Source organism: Devosia litorisediminis (assembly GCF_018334155.1).
In the GTDB taxonomy this organism is placed as follows: domain Bacteria; phylum Pseudomonadota; class Alphaproteobacteria; order Rhizobiales; family Devosiaceae; genus Devosia; species Devosia litorisediminis.
The window spans coordinates 1,326,599-1,341,805 of the sequence record NZ_JAGXTP010000001.1 but is presented as its reverse complement, the minus strand read 5'-3'; the positions used below and the strand labels follow the sequence as shown (position 1 = coordinate 1,341,805).

Annotated in this window: 16 protein-coding genes; 2 read left to right on the top strand and 14 right to left on the bottom strand. The window is 60.3% G+C overall.

Features of this window, described 5'->3' with window-relative positions:
* Positions 1 to 136: 136 nt before the first annotated feature.
* Genes KD146_RS06445 through KD146_RS06435 form a run of 3 tightly spaced genes read right to left on the bottom strand, consistent with a single transcriptional unit; the run spans position 137 to position 3,477 of the window.
* On the bottom strand, positions 137 to 2,446 hold the full coding sequence (locus KD146_RS06445; RefSeq protein WP_212657889.1) for an acetate--CoA ligase family protein: 2,310 nt from the start codon (positions 2,444 to 2,446) through the stop codon (positions 137 to 139).
* Complete coding sequence (locus KD146_RS06440; RefSeq protein ID WP_212657888.1) at positions 2,328 to 2,705, bottom strand: hypothetical protein; 378 nt, start codon at positions 2,703 to 2,705, stop codon at positions 2,328 to 2,330. The genes KD146_RS06445 and KD146_RS06440 overlap by 119 nt, the downstream gene beginning before the upstream one ends.
* A 16-nt stretch (positions 2,706 to 2,721) precedes the next feature.
* Positions 2,722 to 3,477: an SDR family NAD(P)-dependent oxidoreductase gene (locus KD146_RS06435; protein WP_212657887.1), complete on the bottom strand. Its 756-nt coding sequence runs from the start codon at positions 3,475 to 3,477 to the stop codon at positions 2,722 to 2,724.
* A 234-nt stretch (positions 3,478 to 3,711) separates the two neighbouring features.
* Between KD146_RS06435 and KD146_RS06430 the strand changes: the two genes are divergently transcribed.
* Positions 3,712 to 4,548 (top strand): universal stress protein, encoded by an 837-nt coding sequence (locus KD146_RS06430; RefSeq protein WP_212657886.1) that lies wholly within the window; start codon positions 3,712 to 3,714, stop codon positions 4,546 to 4,548.
* A gap of 18 nt (positions 4,549 to 4,566) precedes the next feature.
* A complete protein-coding gene (locus tag KD146_RS06425) occupies positions 4,567 to 4,950 on the top strand; it encodes a hypothetical protein (RefSeq protein ID WP_212657885.1) in 384 nt (127 codons plus the stop codon).
* A gap of 22 nt (positions 4,951 to 4,972) precedes the next feature.
* Here KD146_RS06425 and KD146_RS06420 read toward each other — a convergent pair whose 3' ends face one another.
* From KD146_RS06420 to KD146_RS06370, 11 genes are all read right to left on the bottom strand, one after another.
* On the bottom strand, positions 4,973 to 5,845 hold the full coding sequence (locus tag KD146_RS06420; protein ID WP_212657884.1) for a F0F1 ATP synthase subunit gamma: 873 nt from the start codon (positions 5,843 to 5,845) through the stop codon (positions 4,973 to 4,975).
* Positions 5,842 to 7,398 carry an alternate F1F0 ATPase, F1 subunit alpha gene (locus KD146_RS06415; RefSeq protein ID WP_212657883.1) on the bottom strand — a complete coding sequence of 519 codons (1,557 nt, stop codon included), beginning with the start codon at positions 7,396 to 7,398 and terminating at the stop codon, positions 5,842 to 5,844. The genes KD146_RS06420 and KD146_RS06415 overlap by 4 nt, the downstream gene beginning before the upstream one ends.
* Entirely contained in the window at positions 7,395 to 8,177 is a 783-nt protein-coding gene (locus tag KD146_RS06410) for a F0F1 ATP synthase subunit delta (protein ID WP_212657882.1), read from the bottom strand. Before KD146_RS06410 ends, KD146_RS06415 begins: the two co-directional genes overlap by 4 nt.
* Before the next feature lie 3 nt (positions 8,178 to 8,180).
* Entirely contained in the window at positions 8,181 to 8,474 is a 294-nt protein-coding gene (locus KD146_RS06405) for a F0F1 ATP synthase subunit C (protein WP_212657881.1), read from the bottom strand.
* A gap of 26 nt (positions 8,475 to 8,500) precedes the next feature.
* Positions 8,501 to 9,208, bottom strand: a complete 708-nt coding sequence (locus KD146_RS06400; protein ID WP_212657880.1) for a F0F1 ATP synthase subunit A — start codon at positions 9,206 to 9,208, stop codon at positions 8,501 to 8,503.
* Positions 9,198 to 9,509, bottom strand: a complete 312-nt coding sequence (locus tag KD146_RS06395) for an ATP synthase subunit I (RefSeq protein ID WP_212657879.1) — start codon at positions 9,507 to 9,509, stop codon at positions 9,198 to 9,200. The genes KD146_RS06400 and KD146_RS06395 overlap by 11 nt, the downstream gene beginning before the upstream one ends.
* Entirely contained in the window at positions 9,496 to 9,831 is a 336-nt protein-coding gene (locus KD146_RS06390; RefSeq protein ID WP_212657878.1) for an AtpZ/AtpI family protein, read from the bottom strand. Before KD146_RS06390 ends, KD146_RS06395 begins: the two co-directional genes overlap by 14 nt.
* On the bottom strand, positions 9,824 to 10,213 hold the full coding sequence (locus KD146_RS06385) for a F0F1 ATP synthase subunit epsilon (RefSeq protein ID WP_212657877.1): 390 nt from the start codon (positions 10,211 to 10,213) through the stop codon (positions 9,824 to 9,826). The genes KD146_RS06390 and KD146_RS06385 overlap by 8 nt, the downstream gene beginning before the upstream one ends.
* On the bottom strand, positions 10,203 to 11,648 hold the full coding sequence (gene atpD / locus KD146_RS06380; protein ID WP_212657876.1) for a F0F1 ATP synthase subunit beta: 1,446 nt from the start codon (positions 11,646 to 11,648) through the stop codon (positions 10,203 to 10,205). Before atpD ends, KD146_RS06385 begins: the two co-directional genes overlap by 11 nt.
* A gap of 220 nt (positions 11,649 to 11,868) precedes the next feature.
* Positions 11,869 to 14,103 (bottom strand): glycoside hydrolase family 95 protein, encoded by a 2,235-nt coding sequence (locus KD146_RS06375; RefSeq protein ID WP_212657875.1) that lies wholly within the window; start codon positions 14,101 to 14,103, stop codon positions 11,869 to 11,871.
* Between the two features lie 18 nt (positions 14,104 to 14,121).
* Entirely contained in the window at positions 14,122 to 15,186 is a 1,065-nt protein-coding gene (locus KD146_RS06370) for an ABC transporter ATP-binding protein (protein ID WP_212657874.1), read from the bottom strand.
* Between the last annotated feature and the right edge of the window lie 21 nt (positions 15,187 to 15,207).

Genomic DNA, 15,207 nt, shown 5'->3' with positions numbered 1-15,207 from the left:
AGGTGATAAAATTGTAGCCTGCGGTCAACCCAAGGAAATTCATGCGTCCCGTCCCGCTATCTATCGATACCGGAACCATGCAGCAGAAGTGCCCGCGACGCCTTGACCCAAATCAACTCAGCGGCCCACTGGAGAATCAGCGTGGTGGATCGGCGTCGAGGTTGAGCTCGATCCGGGCATCGAGTGCGACAGCGCCGTCTGCATCGGCCAGCACCGGATTGATATCGATCGCAGTGATCTGCGGAAAATCCGTGACCAGCCGCGACACAGCCATCAGCACAAGGACAATCGCATCGCGATCCGCCGCCGGCCTGTCGCGATAGCCCGCCAGCAAAGCACTGACGCGTGTGCGATCAATCATGTCCGCTGCCAGTGCACGGTCCACCGGTAGCAGCTCCATGGTGGTATCGCGCACCACCTCGACCGAAACACCCCCTGCCCCGAACATCAGCACCGGTCCGAATACCGGATCTGTGGTAATACCGATCAAAAGCTCCTCGGCGCGGGGCCGGACAATCATCTCCTGAATGCTGAATCCTTCCAGTTCGGCGCCAACCCCGAGATCGGCGAGCCTGTCGGCAATTCCATGCGCAGCAGCAACGGCCTCCTTTGCAGAAGCAAGACCGAGGACGACACCGCCCAGATCAGACTTGTGGGTCAGCGTGGAGGACAGCATTTTGACGGCAACCTGCCCACCGCCAGCCAGCAACTGCGTCGCCGCCTCCCCAACATCGTCGACACGCAGCACTGTCATGGTGTGCGGCACGGCAATGCCATAGGCCGCCAGAACGGTTTCGGCTTCGGGTTCAGTCAGCATGCTGCGGCACTGTCTCGCGGCTCCCTCCAAAACGGCGGCCGCGCTGGCCCGATCATCCGAACCAACCAAATCTGTCGAAACGCGCTGCAGCAACAGGCTGGCGCGGTGCCATCGGGTCAGCATTTCAACGGCATCAGCGGCTTTTGATGGTGTGTTCACGGTGGCCACGCCTGCCCCGTTGAGTAGGTTGCGGGCACCGGCAGCAGCGTGCTCTCCGAGCCATGTTGCCAACACCGGCTTGCCATTGATCAGGCCGTGCTCAACCACCGATACCACGCCTTGCGCGGCATCGCTGGGCGCAGCGAGCGCCGTCGGGCAATTCATCGCCAGGACCACGTCGACCCCAGGATCCGCAGCAACTGCGCGCAGAGCTGCGACGTAGCGCTCTGCTTTGGCATCCCCGATAATATCCACCGGGTTGGCGCGCGACCAATTGGCCGGCAGGACCTGTTCCAGGGTCGATAGCGTTTCTTGCGACAGCTCGGCAATTTCGCACCCACGATCGATCAACTCGTCAATTGCCAGTACGCCAGCCCCACCGCCATTGGTTACGATACCAACCCGACCGCGCTCCAATGGCGCAAAGCGCGCACAGATTTCGGCCGCTGAGAACAGGTCCTCAAGATGCTGCACGCGTATGACCCCCGCACGACGCAGCGCAGCATCCACCACACTGTCCGCGCCGGCCAGAGCCCCGGTATGGGTTTGGGCAGCACGCGCAGCCGCCTCGTGGCGCCCTGGTTTAATCGCGATGACCGGCTTGCGTCGCGCGGCCGCTTGCGCCGCCGCCATAAACCTGGACGCGTCGGGAATGGACTCCAGATACATCAAAATCGCCGACGTATTGGCGTCTTCCGCCAGCACACTCAGAAAGTCGCTGACATCAAGATCGGCCATGTCACCCAGCGACACGATCTGGGAAAAACCGATGCCCTCGGCCTCCGCCCAGTCAATGACCGAGGAAATGATCGCGCCGGATTGCGACAGTAGTGCTAGCGATCCCGGACGGGCGGGAATATGGGTGAAACTCGCGTTAAGCCCGACCAGAGGCGCCAGCAGTCCAATGGTATTGGGTCCAATGATCCTGACGCCATGTTCGGCAGCTGCTGCCAACATGCGCTCGCGCAAATCATCCTCCTTGCCGATACCCGCTGTAATGATGACCACGGAGCGTCCGCCGGCAGCGCCGATTTCGGCAATCAAATCCGGAATCGTGTGCGCCGGCGTTGCGATGACACACAGGTCGGGGACCGCAGGCAGGTCCCCCACCCGCGCCACACACGGCAAGCCGCCCAGTTCGGTATATTTTGGATTGACCGGATAGACCGCGCCGCTAAAGCCGCTAGTCAGGATATTGGACAGCACCAGCGCACCGAGCGAACCGGGGCGTTTAGACGCCCCGATCAGCGCGACGGATCGAGGGGCCAAGGCATGGTTCAGGCTCGTGTTCGTCATCAAAAAATCCGGCGCTACTCTGGTGGGGGTGCGACTGAACGTCGGCAACAGACGATCAGTCCGGTCGAACGGAAATAACACGAAATACGTGCATTTTGCCGTCATCCTCGCGGATCGATATGTACTCGCCCAACACGAAGCGTTCCTCTGCGAGCCTGAACCCGACCTCATCATCGGTGGTGGTCTCCTCGACGTAATCGAAGACCCAGCTATTGTTGGGGCCCCGAACAATGCGCCCACGAGCCTCTTCCTCGCCCGGCCTGCGCCGGACCACGCGACACCAGTCAGGCGTGTCGCGATAGGCGGAGGGATCGATGTGTCCCTCCGGTGTGAGCGGAAAATACAGGCGATAGCTATGCGCCTGATCGCCCTGCGGGTGACCCGGTTCGCGGGCAAGTTCGAGCTCAATGCGGTACAGTGGTGCTTTGGTCATGATCAGGTCGCTCCCGCTACTGCGCGGTGTATCCGCCATCCACCAGATGATAGCTGCCGGTGATAAAGGAGGCGTCCTCGGACAACAGGAACGCAGTCAATGCGGCAACTTCGGCGGAGGTGCCCAGCCGACCAACCGGGTGCATTCCGGCGATAGCGGTCAGTGTCGCGGCATCGAGATGATTGCTCAACAATGGGGTGTCGATAAATGCAGGGCCGATCGAGTTGATGCGAATGCCGTGCTTGGCATATTCGATGGCGGCAGTCTTGGTCAGCCCGACGACGCCATGCTTGGCCGCGACATACGCTGGCGCGGTCGCGAAAGCGACCGATCCGAGGATTGAGGCCATGTTGACGATGGAGCCGCCACCCGACGCAATGATGGCCGGGATCTGGTATCGCAAGCCATAAAACACGCTGTTCAGATTGGTCGCGATAACCTTGTGCCAACTGTCGAGCGGATACTCGCCCGTTGTCGCCGCTGCACCGGAGATGCCTGCATTATTGACCGCCAGATGCAGTACACCAAACTCGCGCTGCGCCGCTGCCACCATGGCTTCCACCTCGACAGCATCACTCACATCGACCGCAATACCCTTGGCCACACCACCCTTTGCGGTGATCGACTCGGCCACGCTGCGGGCGCCATCCTCATTAAGGTCGGCAACCAGCACTTTGGCGCCTGATGCCGCCAAAAGCTGGGCAATCGCTTCACCGATACCCGAAGCTGCGCCGGTGACGACAGCAACTTTGTCCTTGAAATCATAAGGCATAGCAAAATCTCCTTGAGGGACCTGAAGGTCGATTGCGGGCGTAATGACAGCCACGCAGCTTCGTCCTAATTCCGATGCCAACTCAGATCATGCCCACACGCCCTTGTTCTTGATCTCGCGCAACTTGAGGGCAATTCCCCGTGGCGCATTCGGCGCTCAAATTGATCCCGGTCAACAGCCGCAACGACACTACGGTCCATACTCTTGCCATCAAGGACGAGGAGCGACTCCATCATGAGCTACGATTGCTTTCTACCAATAGCGACCTTTCCAGATGCCACGCCCCGGCAGGCAATCTCTTTGGGGATGGCAATCGCTGCACGGATCGATGCACGTTTTTGCGCTTCGGTACACGAGGTCGATATCGCGCCCGTCAGCAATGTTCTGGCGGATATGGCAATCAATGTGACCGCCATGTCAGAACGCGCCGAAGCCGACAGCAAGACAACCGCGGGTGTGATGGCGCAATGGCTCAAGCAACAGGCCGACGAACTGGCAAAACCAATTTCCATTCAGCGAATTCGGTGTCGCCCCGAGGACCTGATCGACAACTGGATCGTTCCCTCCCGCACCAACGATCTCACCATTCTTGCCGCGCCCGGCAGTGACCAGCAGGAAGCCATGGTCATCGATCTGGTCTTTGCCAATGGCGGTCCCGCCCTGATCGTGCCCGACATCGAGGTGCCTGCCACCGATGAAGTATTTGGCGTCTGCATCGCATGGGATGGCGGTCGCGCCGCCGCGCGCGCTGTTCGCGATGCCATGCCGTTTCTCAAGGCCGCAAAGGATGTCAGCATCGTCGTTGTAGATGATGACAAGGCAATCGAGGGCAAAAGCGCCATGGCTCTTAGCCATTGGCTGGGTCACCACGGCATCGCCTCCCGCTTGCTGACTCGCTCACGCGGCACCGTCCCGGTGGGCGAGACATTGCAGGCTGCCGCGCTGGCAGCCGGCGCAGACATGCTGGTGATGGGCGCTTATGGCCACAGCCGTGTGCGCGAACTGGTTCTAGGTGGCGCAACCCGCTCCATTCTCGAGCATACGCGACTGCCGATCCTGACGACCCACTGAACACCTTAAGGAATACCAATGACCTATCACGCAGCCGTCTGGATCGATCACCAGGAAGCCAAAATCTTCCATCTCACCACCCAGAACATCGAAAAGGATGCCGTGCACAATGGCGTCCCCAACCATCACGTGCATCGAAAGGCAGACCACCTGGGACTGGGAAAAACCGCGCTCGAACCTGCCTTCATGACCGATATTGCCGATACGCTGGTGGGCGCGCAGGCCATTCTGCTCGCTGGCCCGGGACAGGCCCGCATCGAACTGATGCGTTTTCTCGAAAAATCTCATCCGGCCATTGCGGCCAATGTGTGGGACAACCAGCCGATGGACCATCCCACTGATCCCCAGATCGTGGCTGCCGCGCGCACCTATTTCAATGGCGCTGATCGCATGCACGGCTAGTCGACCCTCGGGCGCTGCGCGACTAACCCTCGTTCAGCGCCTCATAGCCTGCGACGACGTCGAACAATTCTTCATCGATGCCATCCTGCCGCATTCGATGAAACTGGCTGGTGAGCTCACCCAGCAAGCTGTCGATATTTTTGTCGGCACGCTGCATCGCCGCAAGCCGACTGGCATTTTCGCTCGCCAGCGAAGCCGCGCAGGCCCGAAAGAGCGAAACGAACAGAAATTCGCGCACGAAAGCGCTTAACGTTGCGGGGCCTGTGCCGATTTCTTCGGGCAAGGTACCCGATGGCCATGGACAGGCGCTAACCGTCTTACGCCAGTTTTCATCAAGCGGCAGCACCTTCTCGGCCAATGGTGCGAACGCCACACCAGACCCGGCCTTGTTATAGGCGACATGCAACTGATTGATCTCGCCACGGCTGAACGCTGCCTCGTAGTGCCCCAGTATTTCTGTGACCAGCAACCCAATTGCGCTGACCGACACAGGTACCCCAAACAGCCTATCCACCGTTAGGCCCGCATCCTTTAGCGGCTCAGAAGCCCGCTCTCCGACAGCCCAGAACCGCGTATGCGGGCTATTACCGAATGACGAAATCGCCTGATGGGCGACAGCGTCATTGAAGCGACCGACCAATCCCTGATCCGAGCCAAAAACCACAACAGCGGCAACGCCCTGATGGTGCTTCAATGGCAACACCGCGTCGCCCCCATTGCGGATGCAAACTCCCAGCCCCAGTTGAACCGTCCGGTAATAATCATCGAGCGCATGCACCGACTGCTCGTATTCAATGATGCTGGACGCGGCGAGCGCCTTCATGGTGCGCACAACGGCGTGCAGGTCCTGGGCACTGTCGATCGTCTTGCGCAGCCCTGCAATCGTCGAGCTCATTGCACCGAACCGACCAGGCGCGACCCGGACCAGTTGTGCAAAGCTGTGCGCGCCAACTCTACGATAATTGCCCGGTCTTCGGCGCTCAGGCGCGATGCCGTTTCCAGTCGTGCGACCACATTCGTCGGCATGTCTCGCGCAGCTTCCCGCAGCGCATCTTGTGCCTCGACCATGGAGGCAACAGTCACCGCATCAAGCAAGCCGGCCGTCAAAGCGAGTAAAATGGTCAGTTGTTGCGGCACTGTCTCCGGACTGAGTTCATTCTGCTTGAGACAGGCGCGAATGCGTTCGCCGTGCTCGATCGTCTTTCGCGTATCAGCGTCCAGACGTGCACCAAAGCGCGCGAAACTCTCCAGTTCCTCAAACTGGGCATAAGCGAGCTTGAGATCACCCGAGACCGCCCTGAAGGCCGCACGCTGCGCTTTGCCACCAACACGTGACACCGACCGCCCCACATCCACCGCAGGCAGCACACCGAGTTCGAACAAAGACGGCGACAGGTAGATCTGGCCATCAGTGATGGAGATCAGATTGGTTGGGACATACGCGGCAATATTTTGCGCTTCAGTCTCGATAATGGGCAGCGCCGTCAGCGAGCCGCCGCCAAGGCCCTCTCGCAGGTGCGTCGCGCGTTCCAGTAGCCGGGCATGAATATAGAAGATGTCACCAGGGAAGGCTTCACGTCCCGGCGGGCGCCGCAATAGCAAAGACAGTTCACGGTAGGCGCGCGCGTGTTGCGTTAGGTCGTCATAGACGATCAGCACATCCCGGCCCTGCTCCATGAAATGCTCGGCAATACTGGTTGCGGCATAGGGCGCGATGTAGATTTGCCCGGGTGGTGAGTTACCCTCTGCAACCACAACGCTTGTATACTCCATGGCGCCATGGGCACGCAGCTCCTGGATCACCGCGGCGACCCCGGCGGCGCGCTGACCAATGGCGCAATAGACGCAGACCACATCCTTGCCGGCCTGGTTGAGAATGGTGTCGATGGCGATCGCGGTCTTGCCAGTCTGCCGATCACCCAGGATCAGTTCGCGCTGCCCACGTCCGATGGGTATGAGCGCGTCGATCACCTTCAGACCCGACTGCAAGGGCTCCGACACCGCCGCCCGATCCATAATGGCCGCAGCAGGCCGTTCAATGGGCAGACGCTTGTCCGCAATGACCGGCCCCAGACCGTCGACAGCACGGCCCAGTGGATCGATCACCCGGCCCAACAGGCCCGATCCAACGGCGACATCCATCACCCGCCCCGTGCGTTCGACCATATCGCCGGCATGCAGGTGCGCATAATCGTCCAGCAGCACAACGCCGATTTCGGTCTCGTCGACATTGAAGGCAATGCCAAAAGCCCCGCCAGGAAACGCCAGCATCTCTTCAGCGCCGACGCTGAACAGGCCGGAAACTGATGCGATGCCTGTTGAAACCCGCATAATGCGCCCAATCTCGCGAGCCGAAAAATCCGGAACGAAGCGCTTCCGCGCATCCGCCAGCGCGGCAAAGGCAGCTGACACATCAATTGACCGGGAGGCTTGAGCACGCAGCGTCATGCCGCCCCTCCAGTCCCCAAGGCATCGCGGCCCATCAAATCACCGACACTCTTCTCCAGCGTCTTGAGATAGTCAGCCACGCTCCAGGCCAGCTTTTGCCCACCACCGACCAGTTCAATGCCGCTGATCAGATCCGCGTCGATCTCGAACTCAAGTTGTGCGTCGATACCTAGTGCTGCCGAGAATGCCTTGCCGATCCTGGCTTTCTGAGCGCTCGTAAGCGCGAAGGCGGATCGGATCACCGCTGGCGCCCGAGTTGATGTAAGCATTTGTGCCACGGCCGCCATTTCGGCCTTGTCGAGGGCCTCTAGCTTGCGGACAAAAAGGCCAGTCAGTTGTGCCTCCAGCGTCTCGTCCGCCAAATCCGCCAGAGCCTTGCGCGAAATGGCAAATACCTCGTTCTGCGCTCGCCGGGCTATCTCCGCGCTCAGGTTTGCAGCGTCCAGAACCAGAGCAGAACGTTGCTGCGTCTTGGTGGTCTCAACCTCGGCCCGAGCAGCGTTGGACAAGCGCGTGCGCTCTGCATCCGCATCCGCGACGGCCTGCGCGAGAAGGCCTGCCCGCTGATTCTCAAGCTCGGCACTCTTGGCCTGTAGCGCGTCCCGTTCAATGGCCGCCTCGGCCTTGCTTGACGCTGCATCGTCCAGGGCCGCTGCGATCCGCTTCTCGCGTTGATCAATGGCGTTGAGCACGGGCTGGTAGAGGAACCGCTTAAGCAACCACACCAGGACCAGAAAGTTGACTATCTGTGCACCAATGGTGAACCAGTCGATCTCCATCGGCTAGTTCCCCGCTGCCTGGGCGGCAGCCATCGCCAGCGCATAATTCCAGAACGGATTGGCAAAGACCAAGATCATGGAAACCACAAAACAGTAGATGGCTGTCGACTCGATCATGGCCAGGCCAACGAACAGGGTTCGGGTAATGGTCGGGGATGCATCGGGTTGCTGGGCGAGTGCCGTCATCGCCGTAGCGACAGCGCGGCCTTCCGCCAGCGCGGGCGCCATGGTGCCAAACCCTGTGGTGATTCCTGCGACGGCAATCGAGACAATGGCGACGAGACCGAGATAGTCCATGGAAAAGTCCTTTCGTTCCTGTGCGCCTAGACCAAGTTGGACGCGACGGGCGGTGGCTGTTTTGACGATTGAGGTTGGTTGGCTGCGGCTGCGATATAGACCGCGGCCAGGATGCTGAAGATGTACGCCTGGACCATGCCGGTGAGCAGTCCCAGCGCCGTCATGACGATGGGGAACAGCAAAGGGGTGATGCTGATCAGAATACCGACGATCATCGCCCCACTCATCATGTTGCCGAACAGGCGCACCGCCAGTGCCAGGGTGCGCGATACTTCACTGATGGCGTTAAACGGCAACATGATCACCGTCGGCTCGATATAGGATTTGAGGTACCCCCCCAGACCGCGCGCGGAAATGCCATAGAGCGGCACGGCGAGAAACACGCACAATGCCAGCGCAAAGGTCGTCGACAGGGATCCCGTTGGCGGCTCGAACATCGGAACGATACTCGACAGGCTCGATGCCGCAATGAACAGGAACAACGTGCCCAGAAAAGGCAGGTACTTGCGCGGGTGCTCCAGTCCGATTTCCCGGATCTGATCCAGAATTCCCGTGACCAGAATTTCGAGCAGGTTCTGCCAGTTTGACCGTTCTTCGCCTGTCGTCAGCGTTCGGGTCACGACAAACGAGCCAAGAGCCAGCACCGCCATGAGAACCCAGGTACACACCAGCGTCGCATTGATGTAGACGCCCGCCACGGTCCAGAGCACCAGTTCGTCGGGACTAAGCCGCATCGCGGTGCCCCGCTGCGGTGCCCGGCGTTTCCATTGGCAGTAGTCTCGTCACCACCATGCGAGCCACGATAAACCCCGCCAGGCAAAACAACAGACGTTGCCAGGAACCGTCGGCAACCAGATAGAACCCGCCCAAAACCAGACCCGTCCGACCCAGCATGCTGGCCAGCATCAGCAGGGCTGGTTGTGACGCCGTCAACAGCTGCCGCACTGTCCACCATAGCCCGACAAAGAACACCGCGCCCAATGCTGCGCCGGCCAAAGCCGACAGGATTGCAGGCGCTGCATCACTCATGGTCATTGCGGTCCTCCTCGCGCATCGTTCTGTCTTGGTTGGATACCCAGTGCCACGCGTTCAAGCAGCCCAGCACCAGCCCGGCGACCAGCAAGGCCAGCGTCCATGACCGCCCCCCCACGCTCTGGCTGTCCAGCCACTGGCCTAACAAGGCACCAAGCAGGGTTGGCACCACGATCGACCAACCGATCAAACCCATCATGCCCAGGCCAAACCAGACGTTCTGCTCGCCATCACGCTGGACTTTCAGGCGACGTCTGGCCTGTCGCCCGACACGATCGACAAATCCTGTCGGCCCCGAGCCTTTGTCCCGGTCAGGGTCATTCATGGCGGACGTCCACAAACCGGTGCAGGAATCCGCTCTCAAGTTTGGCCAAGACGGCGCGGGCTTCCTGTTCAGCCGCCGTTTGGGTCAGGAACTCGCGCTCCAATTGCGCCTGCAGCAGATCAAGACCATCACCGGCAAAGGCGCGGCGTACGGAAATGACCACTTCGCGACCGGTCTTGATCATCACGCCCTCATCAAGCGCGGCATAACGGACGCCGTCGGCCGCGGTTTGGTACTCCACGATGCCCGGCACAATGGCCGCAGCGCAGTCCAGCCGGTTGGGAAGAATGCCCAGTGAACCGGCCGTTGTCGTGACCACGATGCGCTCAACGGCTTCGAGATCGGCGAATACTCCAAATGGCAGCAGGATTTTAAGTCGCATGCATCCCCCCTGCAGTCTCTGTCGAGGCGGAGGACTTCTCCTTGGCCTCATCGATAGCGCCGATCATGTACAGCGCGCTTTCGGGGTAATCCTTGAACTCGTCGTTCAGAATGCGCTCGCAGCCATCGAGAGCATCGGCGCGCGATACGAGCCGGCCTTTGATGCCCGTGAATTGTTCGGTGGTGAAGAAAGGTTGGGTCAGGAACCGTTCCAGCCGACGCGCCCGCGCAACAATCTTGCGATCATCCGGCGAGAGCTGCTCCAGCCCCAGCATGGCAATGATGTCCTTGAGCTCGGCATATTGCGCCAATGTCCGCCGGATTGCCTGCGCGAGCTGGAAATGCCGCTCTCCCAGAATACCCGGCGTTGCCATCTTCGAATTCGATTGCAGGGGATCGACCGCCGGAAACAGCCCTTCACTAGCCCGCTTGCGCGATAGCGCCAGCGACGCTGAGAGATGTGAAAAAGTATGAACGGCAGCAGGGTCCGTGAAATCATCGGCGGGCACGTAGACAGCCTGGATCGAGGTAATGGCACCGCTCGCTGTATTGGCGATACGCTCCTCAAGACCAGACAACTCAGTCCCCATGGTGGGCTGATAGCCAAGGCGCGACGGCATCTGCCCCATCAATCCAGACACTTCCGAGCCCGCCTGGATAAACCGGAATATGTTGTCGATCAGCAAGAGCACGTCGCGATGCTCGTCGTCGCGGAAGTACTCCGCCATGGTCAGCGCAGCATGCCCAATCCGAAAACGCGCGCCCGGCGGTTCGTTCATTTGCCCGAACAGCATGACCATATTGGCCAGAACGCCAGCCTGCTCCATTTCCCGATAGAGATCCTCGCCCTCTCGGGAGCGTTCGCCGATGCCGCAGAAAATGCTGACGCCACCGTGATGGCCGATCATGTTGTGGATGATTTCGGTCAGCAGCACCGTCTTGCCGACCCCTGCCCCACCAAACAGCCCGGCCTTACCACCGCGTTCCAGCGGCGCGAGAACGTCGATCACCTTGATCCCGGTCTCAAAGACTTCAGCCTTGGTGATCCGCTGCAAAAGCGGCGGCGGTGCATTGTGCACGGATCGCCAGGTCACATCGTCAGGTGCGGGTTTGCGGTCAATCGCATTGCCCAGCACGTCAAACATGCGCGACAGAACCGACCTACCGACCGGTGCGAGCAAGGGACCGCCGCTGTCAGCAACGCTCATGCCCCGCGCCAGCCCCTGTGTGGGCGTCAGAGCAATACATCGCACATGGTGGGCGTCGCGCTGCGCGAGAACTTCAAGAACAACAGGCTGGGTGGCCGCGATGCGCAAGACCGAATGAATCCCGGGCAAGCGGTCGTCGAACCGCACATCCACCACGCTACCACGCACGGCGGTGACCACGCCGGTGTTTGCTTCAGATACGCGCTCATGGGCAGATGGCTTGTTCAAACGCTGCGGACCTTTTCCTGCAACACGACCAAGCACCAATTCGGTGCATTGATCATGGCAGCATCGACAGTCCCGAGCCAATCAGCGCAGTTCAAACCGATGCCGTTGTGCAGGCACAGCATAGACCGCCGCAGCAGGCGCCTATTGATCTGCGTCAATCATTGTCACAGGCCAGCCGACCGCAACGGTGCAGTAGTCGCGCTCCGGCGCTATCCTGAAATCAGGCAATCACGCAATCAGTTGAGACACCCGCAGCCAGCTTGAAGGTCTGCATCGCGTCGCCAACGGCGACAACCACGTCCCGGTCAGCTTGCGACGTCAAACAGAGCGCTGTGACCTTGCCCCGCGACCAGGCCATATCAAGCTCGATGCCACCATAAACCCGCATGCCCTGCAGACTTCCCGCAGGCCAGCAACCAGGCAAAGCTGGCAGAAGCCGGATGCCCTTCTCAGAAGATTGCACGATCATCTCGAGAATACCGGCGGCTCCACCAAAATTGCCATCGATCTGAAACGGAGGATGCGCGTCAAACAGATTGGTGTAGCTGCGCTCGGGATGCAGCAGTCGCCGCAACACATCATGAGCGTGGTCACCATCGCGCAGGCGCGCCCACAGATTGATCCGCCAGCCAATCCCCCAGCCCGTGGCATCGTCGCCTCGGATTTCCAGCGACCGCCGCGCGGCGTCAAACAGTGCGGGGGTCTCTTCCGCAGTGATCTGGTGGCTCGGATAAAGCCCGTAAAGGTGGGAGACGTGGCGATGGTGAATCTCGGGCACATCCATATCCCAATCCTCCAGCCACTCCTGCAATTGCCCTGCCGCACCGATCCGGTCTTCCGGTAGCCTGTCACGTGTCGCTCCAAGGGTCTCGACCAACTCCCGATCAACGCCAAGCCGCCCCGCTGCTGCGATTGTTGCGTCGAAAAGATCGCGCAAGATCTGACTGTCCATTGCGGGTCCTGCACAGATCGACGCGCCCATCGGATGGACATTTTCAGGCGACAGCGAAGGATTGGTCACGAGGTGACTGGTGCCCGGCAACTCGACAAGCGTGTCGACGAAAAATTCAGCGGCGCCTTTAAGAATTGGATACAGGCGCGTTACCAATTTAGCTGGAAAACCCTCATAGGCGACATGTTCCCAGGCCTGCGCGCAAATCCACGCGCCGCCTGTAGGCCACAGCCCCCACTGAGCACCATCGACCGGTCCCGTCGCCCGCCACAGATCAGTATTGTGGTGCAGTACCCAGCCACGCGCCCCATAATGGCTCTGCGCCATCACCTGCCCGGTGACTGCAATATCCTCCAGCAACGCCAGTACCGGCTCAAAACACGCCGCCAGATTGGCGCGATCGGGCAACCAGTAGTTCATCTGCAGGTTGATATTGGTGGTGTATTTGCTGCCCCAGGGCGGCCGGGTTTCCTTGTTCCAGATACCCTGCAAGGTTGACGGCTGGGTTCCGGGGCGACTGCTGGTAATCATCAAATACCGGCCATACTGGACGTAGAGCGACGCCAGAGCGGGATCGTCCCCTTCAGCAAAACCGGCAATACGTTCATTGGTCGGCAGGTCGGCGGATTCAGTGCGCCCCAGATCTATGCCCATGCGCCGGAACAGGCACTGATGCTCGGCAATATGGGCCCTGAGCAACGTATCGAAGCTCTTACCTCCCGCGGCATCCATGCGGGCATCAATCGACATCTCAGGATCACCCGAGACGTCGTCGTAGCGCACAAAGCTGGTGGCGATGTCGAGCAGGATCAACACGGAGTCTGCATCGCTTACGCGCAATTGGGCGCCGACCACTGACTTTGTGCCACCCTCCGCTTGCACCTTGGCTCGCATCGCAAACCGCAAAGCGCCATCAACGCCATGTTCGCTTCGGTTATGCCCGGCGAACCGCACAATACCATCCGGGTCAGCCGACGAGATCCCATGCTGCGGGCTGGTCAATTCCACACCGACATTGACGGCTCCCGGCGCATCAGCGGAGATCCGCACAACCAATAGCCCATCGGCCGCCGATACGAAGGCATCACGCCTGAATGCCACGCCGTCCGATTGGTAGACCGTGCGCGTCACTGCCGTGTCGAGATCCAGCGAGCGCCGGTAATTCTCAAACAGCGCATCGTGGGCCACATCCAGATAGAGATGGCCCGCCGGCTGATAGGACATTTCCAGATAGGGACGTCCCATCAGGTGCTGGTTGGCCAAGGACTGCGCTTGCGCGTATCGGCCAGCAAATATGTGCTCCCGAACAGTGTCCAGATGAGCCCGTGCGTCCTGATTGGCTGGCTGATATGGCCCGCCGCTCCACAGCGTGTCCTCATTGAGCTGAAACTCGTCGCGCGGAACGCCGCCAAATACCATGGCGCCCAGGCGGCCATTGCCCAGGGGCAAGGCATCGGTCCACTCCGCCGCTGGTGTTTTGTACCAGAGCTCAAGATCACTCATCATAGTCTCCAATGGTCTTTAGCTGTTTGCGCGTAGCCGATTGCCGTCACCGTCAAAGGCAAAGGCTCTGTCGGGTTGGACGCCAATGGCCACCTTGTCCCCCGAGCGAATGCCGGCCTGATCACGGGCCTCAATGACCAGGGCTTCCCCCGAGGCTAGCGCACCATAAAGAAACCGGGTCCCACCGAGGTTCTCGACCACGTCAACAACCATTTCCATGGGCGTTTCGCCGCCCTGCGCGACGACAAAATGCTCTGGCCGGATCCCGAGCGTAACCGAGCCCTTTGCTGCGAGCCCGGCAACGGCAAAGCGCGTGCCGTCTGCCAGCGTCACCTGGCCATCTCCTGCCGTACCCGGCAGGAAATTCATCCGCGGCGATCCAATGAACCCGGCGACAAACATGTTCACCGGATCCTCGTAGAGGGCCTCTGGGGTGCCTTCCTGCTCGATCTTTCCCGCCCGCATCACCACGATCTTGTCCGCAAGTGTCATGGCCTCGGTCTGGTCATGGGTCACGTAGATCATGGTTGATCCCAACTGCCGGTGCAGCTTGGCGATCTCAACGCGCATAGAGACGCGCAGTTCAGCGTCCAGATTGCTCAATGGCTCGTCGAACAGGAATACTTCGGGATTGCGTACAATCGCCCGCCCGATCGCCACACGCTGCCGCTGGCCGCCGGATAATTCTGCCGGCTTGCGCTTCATCAATGGCTCGAGCTGCAGGCTCGCCGCTGCTGCGGCCACCCGGGTTGCTATCTGGGACCGGTTGAGCCCAGCCATCCGCAGGGAAAACCCGATATTCTGTTCCACGCTCATATGCGGATAGAGCGCATAGTTCTGAAACACCATGGCAACGCCACGCTCGATCGGCTCGGCCTCGTTGACCCGTCGACCACCAATCTGCACCTCACCGCCTGAAATTGGCTCCAACCCGGCAATCATCCGCAACAGCGTGGATTTCCCGCAGCCTGAGGGTCCGACAAATACGGTGAATGAGCCGTCCTCTATGCTCAGATTGAGCCCCCCGATCACCTCGAGGGCACCGTAGGACTTGTCGACATTGCTCAGGACCACATCGGCCATTCTCTTGCCTCCTCGGGCGGC

Bases quoted from the DNA above. Each gene is read 5' to 3' on its own strand.
- KD146_RS06430 (WP_212657886.1), top strand. From the start codon at position 3,712: ATGAGCTACGATTGCTTTCTACCAATAGCGACCTTTCCAGATGCCACG.
- KD146_RS06385 (WP_212657877.1), bottom strand. From the start codon at position 10,213: ATGCGACTTAAAATCCTGCTGCCATTTGGAGTATTCGCCGATCTCGAA.
- KD146_RS06405 (WP_212657881.1), bottom strand. From the start codon at position 8,474: ATGGACTATCTCGGTCTCGTCGCCATTGTCTCGATTGCCGTCGCAGGA.
- KD146_RS06420 (WP_212657884.1), bottom strand. From the start codon at position 5,845: ATGAGCTCGACGATTGCAGGGCTGCGCAAGACGATCGACAGTGCCCAG.
- KD146_RS06440 (WP_212657888.1), bottom strand. From the start codon at position 2,705: ATGACCAAAGCACCACTGTACCGCATTGAGCTCGAACTTGCCCGCGAA.
- KD146_RS06370 (WP_212657874.1), bottom strand. From the start codon at position 15,186: ATGGCCGATGTGGTCCTGAGCAATGTCGACAAGTCCTACGGTGCCCTC.
- KD146_RS06445 (WP_212657889.1), bottom strand. From the start codon at position 2,446: ATGATGAGGTCGGGTTCAGGCTCGCAGAGGAACGCTTCGTGTTGGGCG.
- KD146_RS06410 (WP_212657882.1), bottom strand. From the start codon at position 8,177: ATGGAGATCGACTGGTTCACCATTGGTGCACAGATAGTCAACTTTCTG.
- KD146_RS06395 (WP_212657879.1), bottom strand. From the start codon at position 9,509: ATGACCATGAGTGATGCAGCGCCTGCAATCCTGTCGGCTTTGGCCGGC.
- KD146_RS06400 (WP_212657880.1), bottom strand. From the start codon at position 9,208: ATGCGGCTTAGTCCCGACGAACTGGTGCTCTGGACCGTGGCGGGCGTC.
- KD146_RS06375 (WP_212657875.1), bottom strand. From the start codon at position 14,103: ATGAGTGATCTTGAGCTCTGGTACAAAACACCAGCGGCGGAGTGGACC.
- KD146_RS06415 (WP_212657883.1), bottom strand. From the start codon at position 7,398: ATGACGCTGCGTGCTCAAGCCTCCCGGTCAATTGATGTGTCAGCTGCC.
- KD146_RS06435 (WP_212657887.1), bottom strand. From the start codon at position 3,477: ATGCCTTATGATTTCAAGGACAAAGTTGCTGTCGTCACCGGCGCAGCT.
- KD146_RS06390 (WP_212657878.1), bottom strand. From the start codon at position 9,831: ATGAATGACCCTGACCGGGACAAAGGCTCGGGGCCGACAGGATTTGTC.
- KD146_RS06425 (WP_212657885.1), top strand. From the start codon at position 4,567: ATGACCTATCACGCAGCCGTCTGGATCGATCACCAGGAAGCCAAAATC.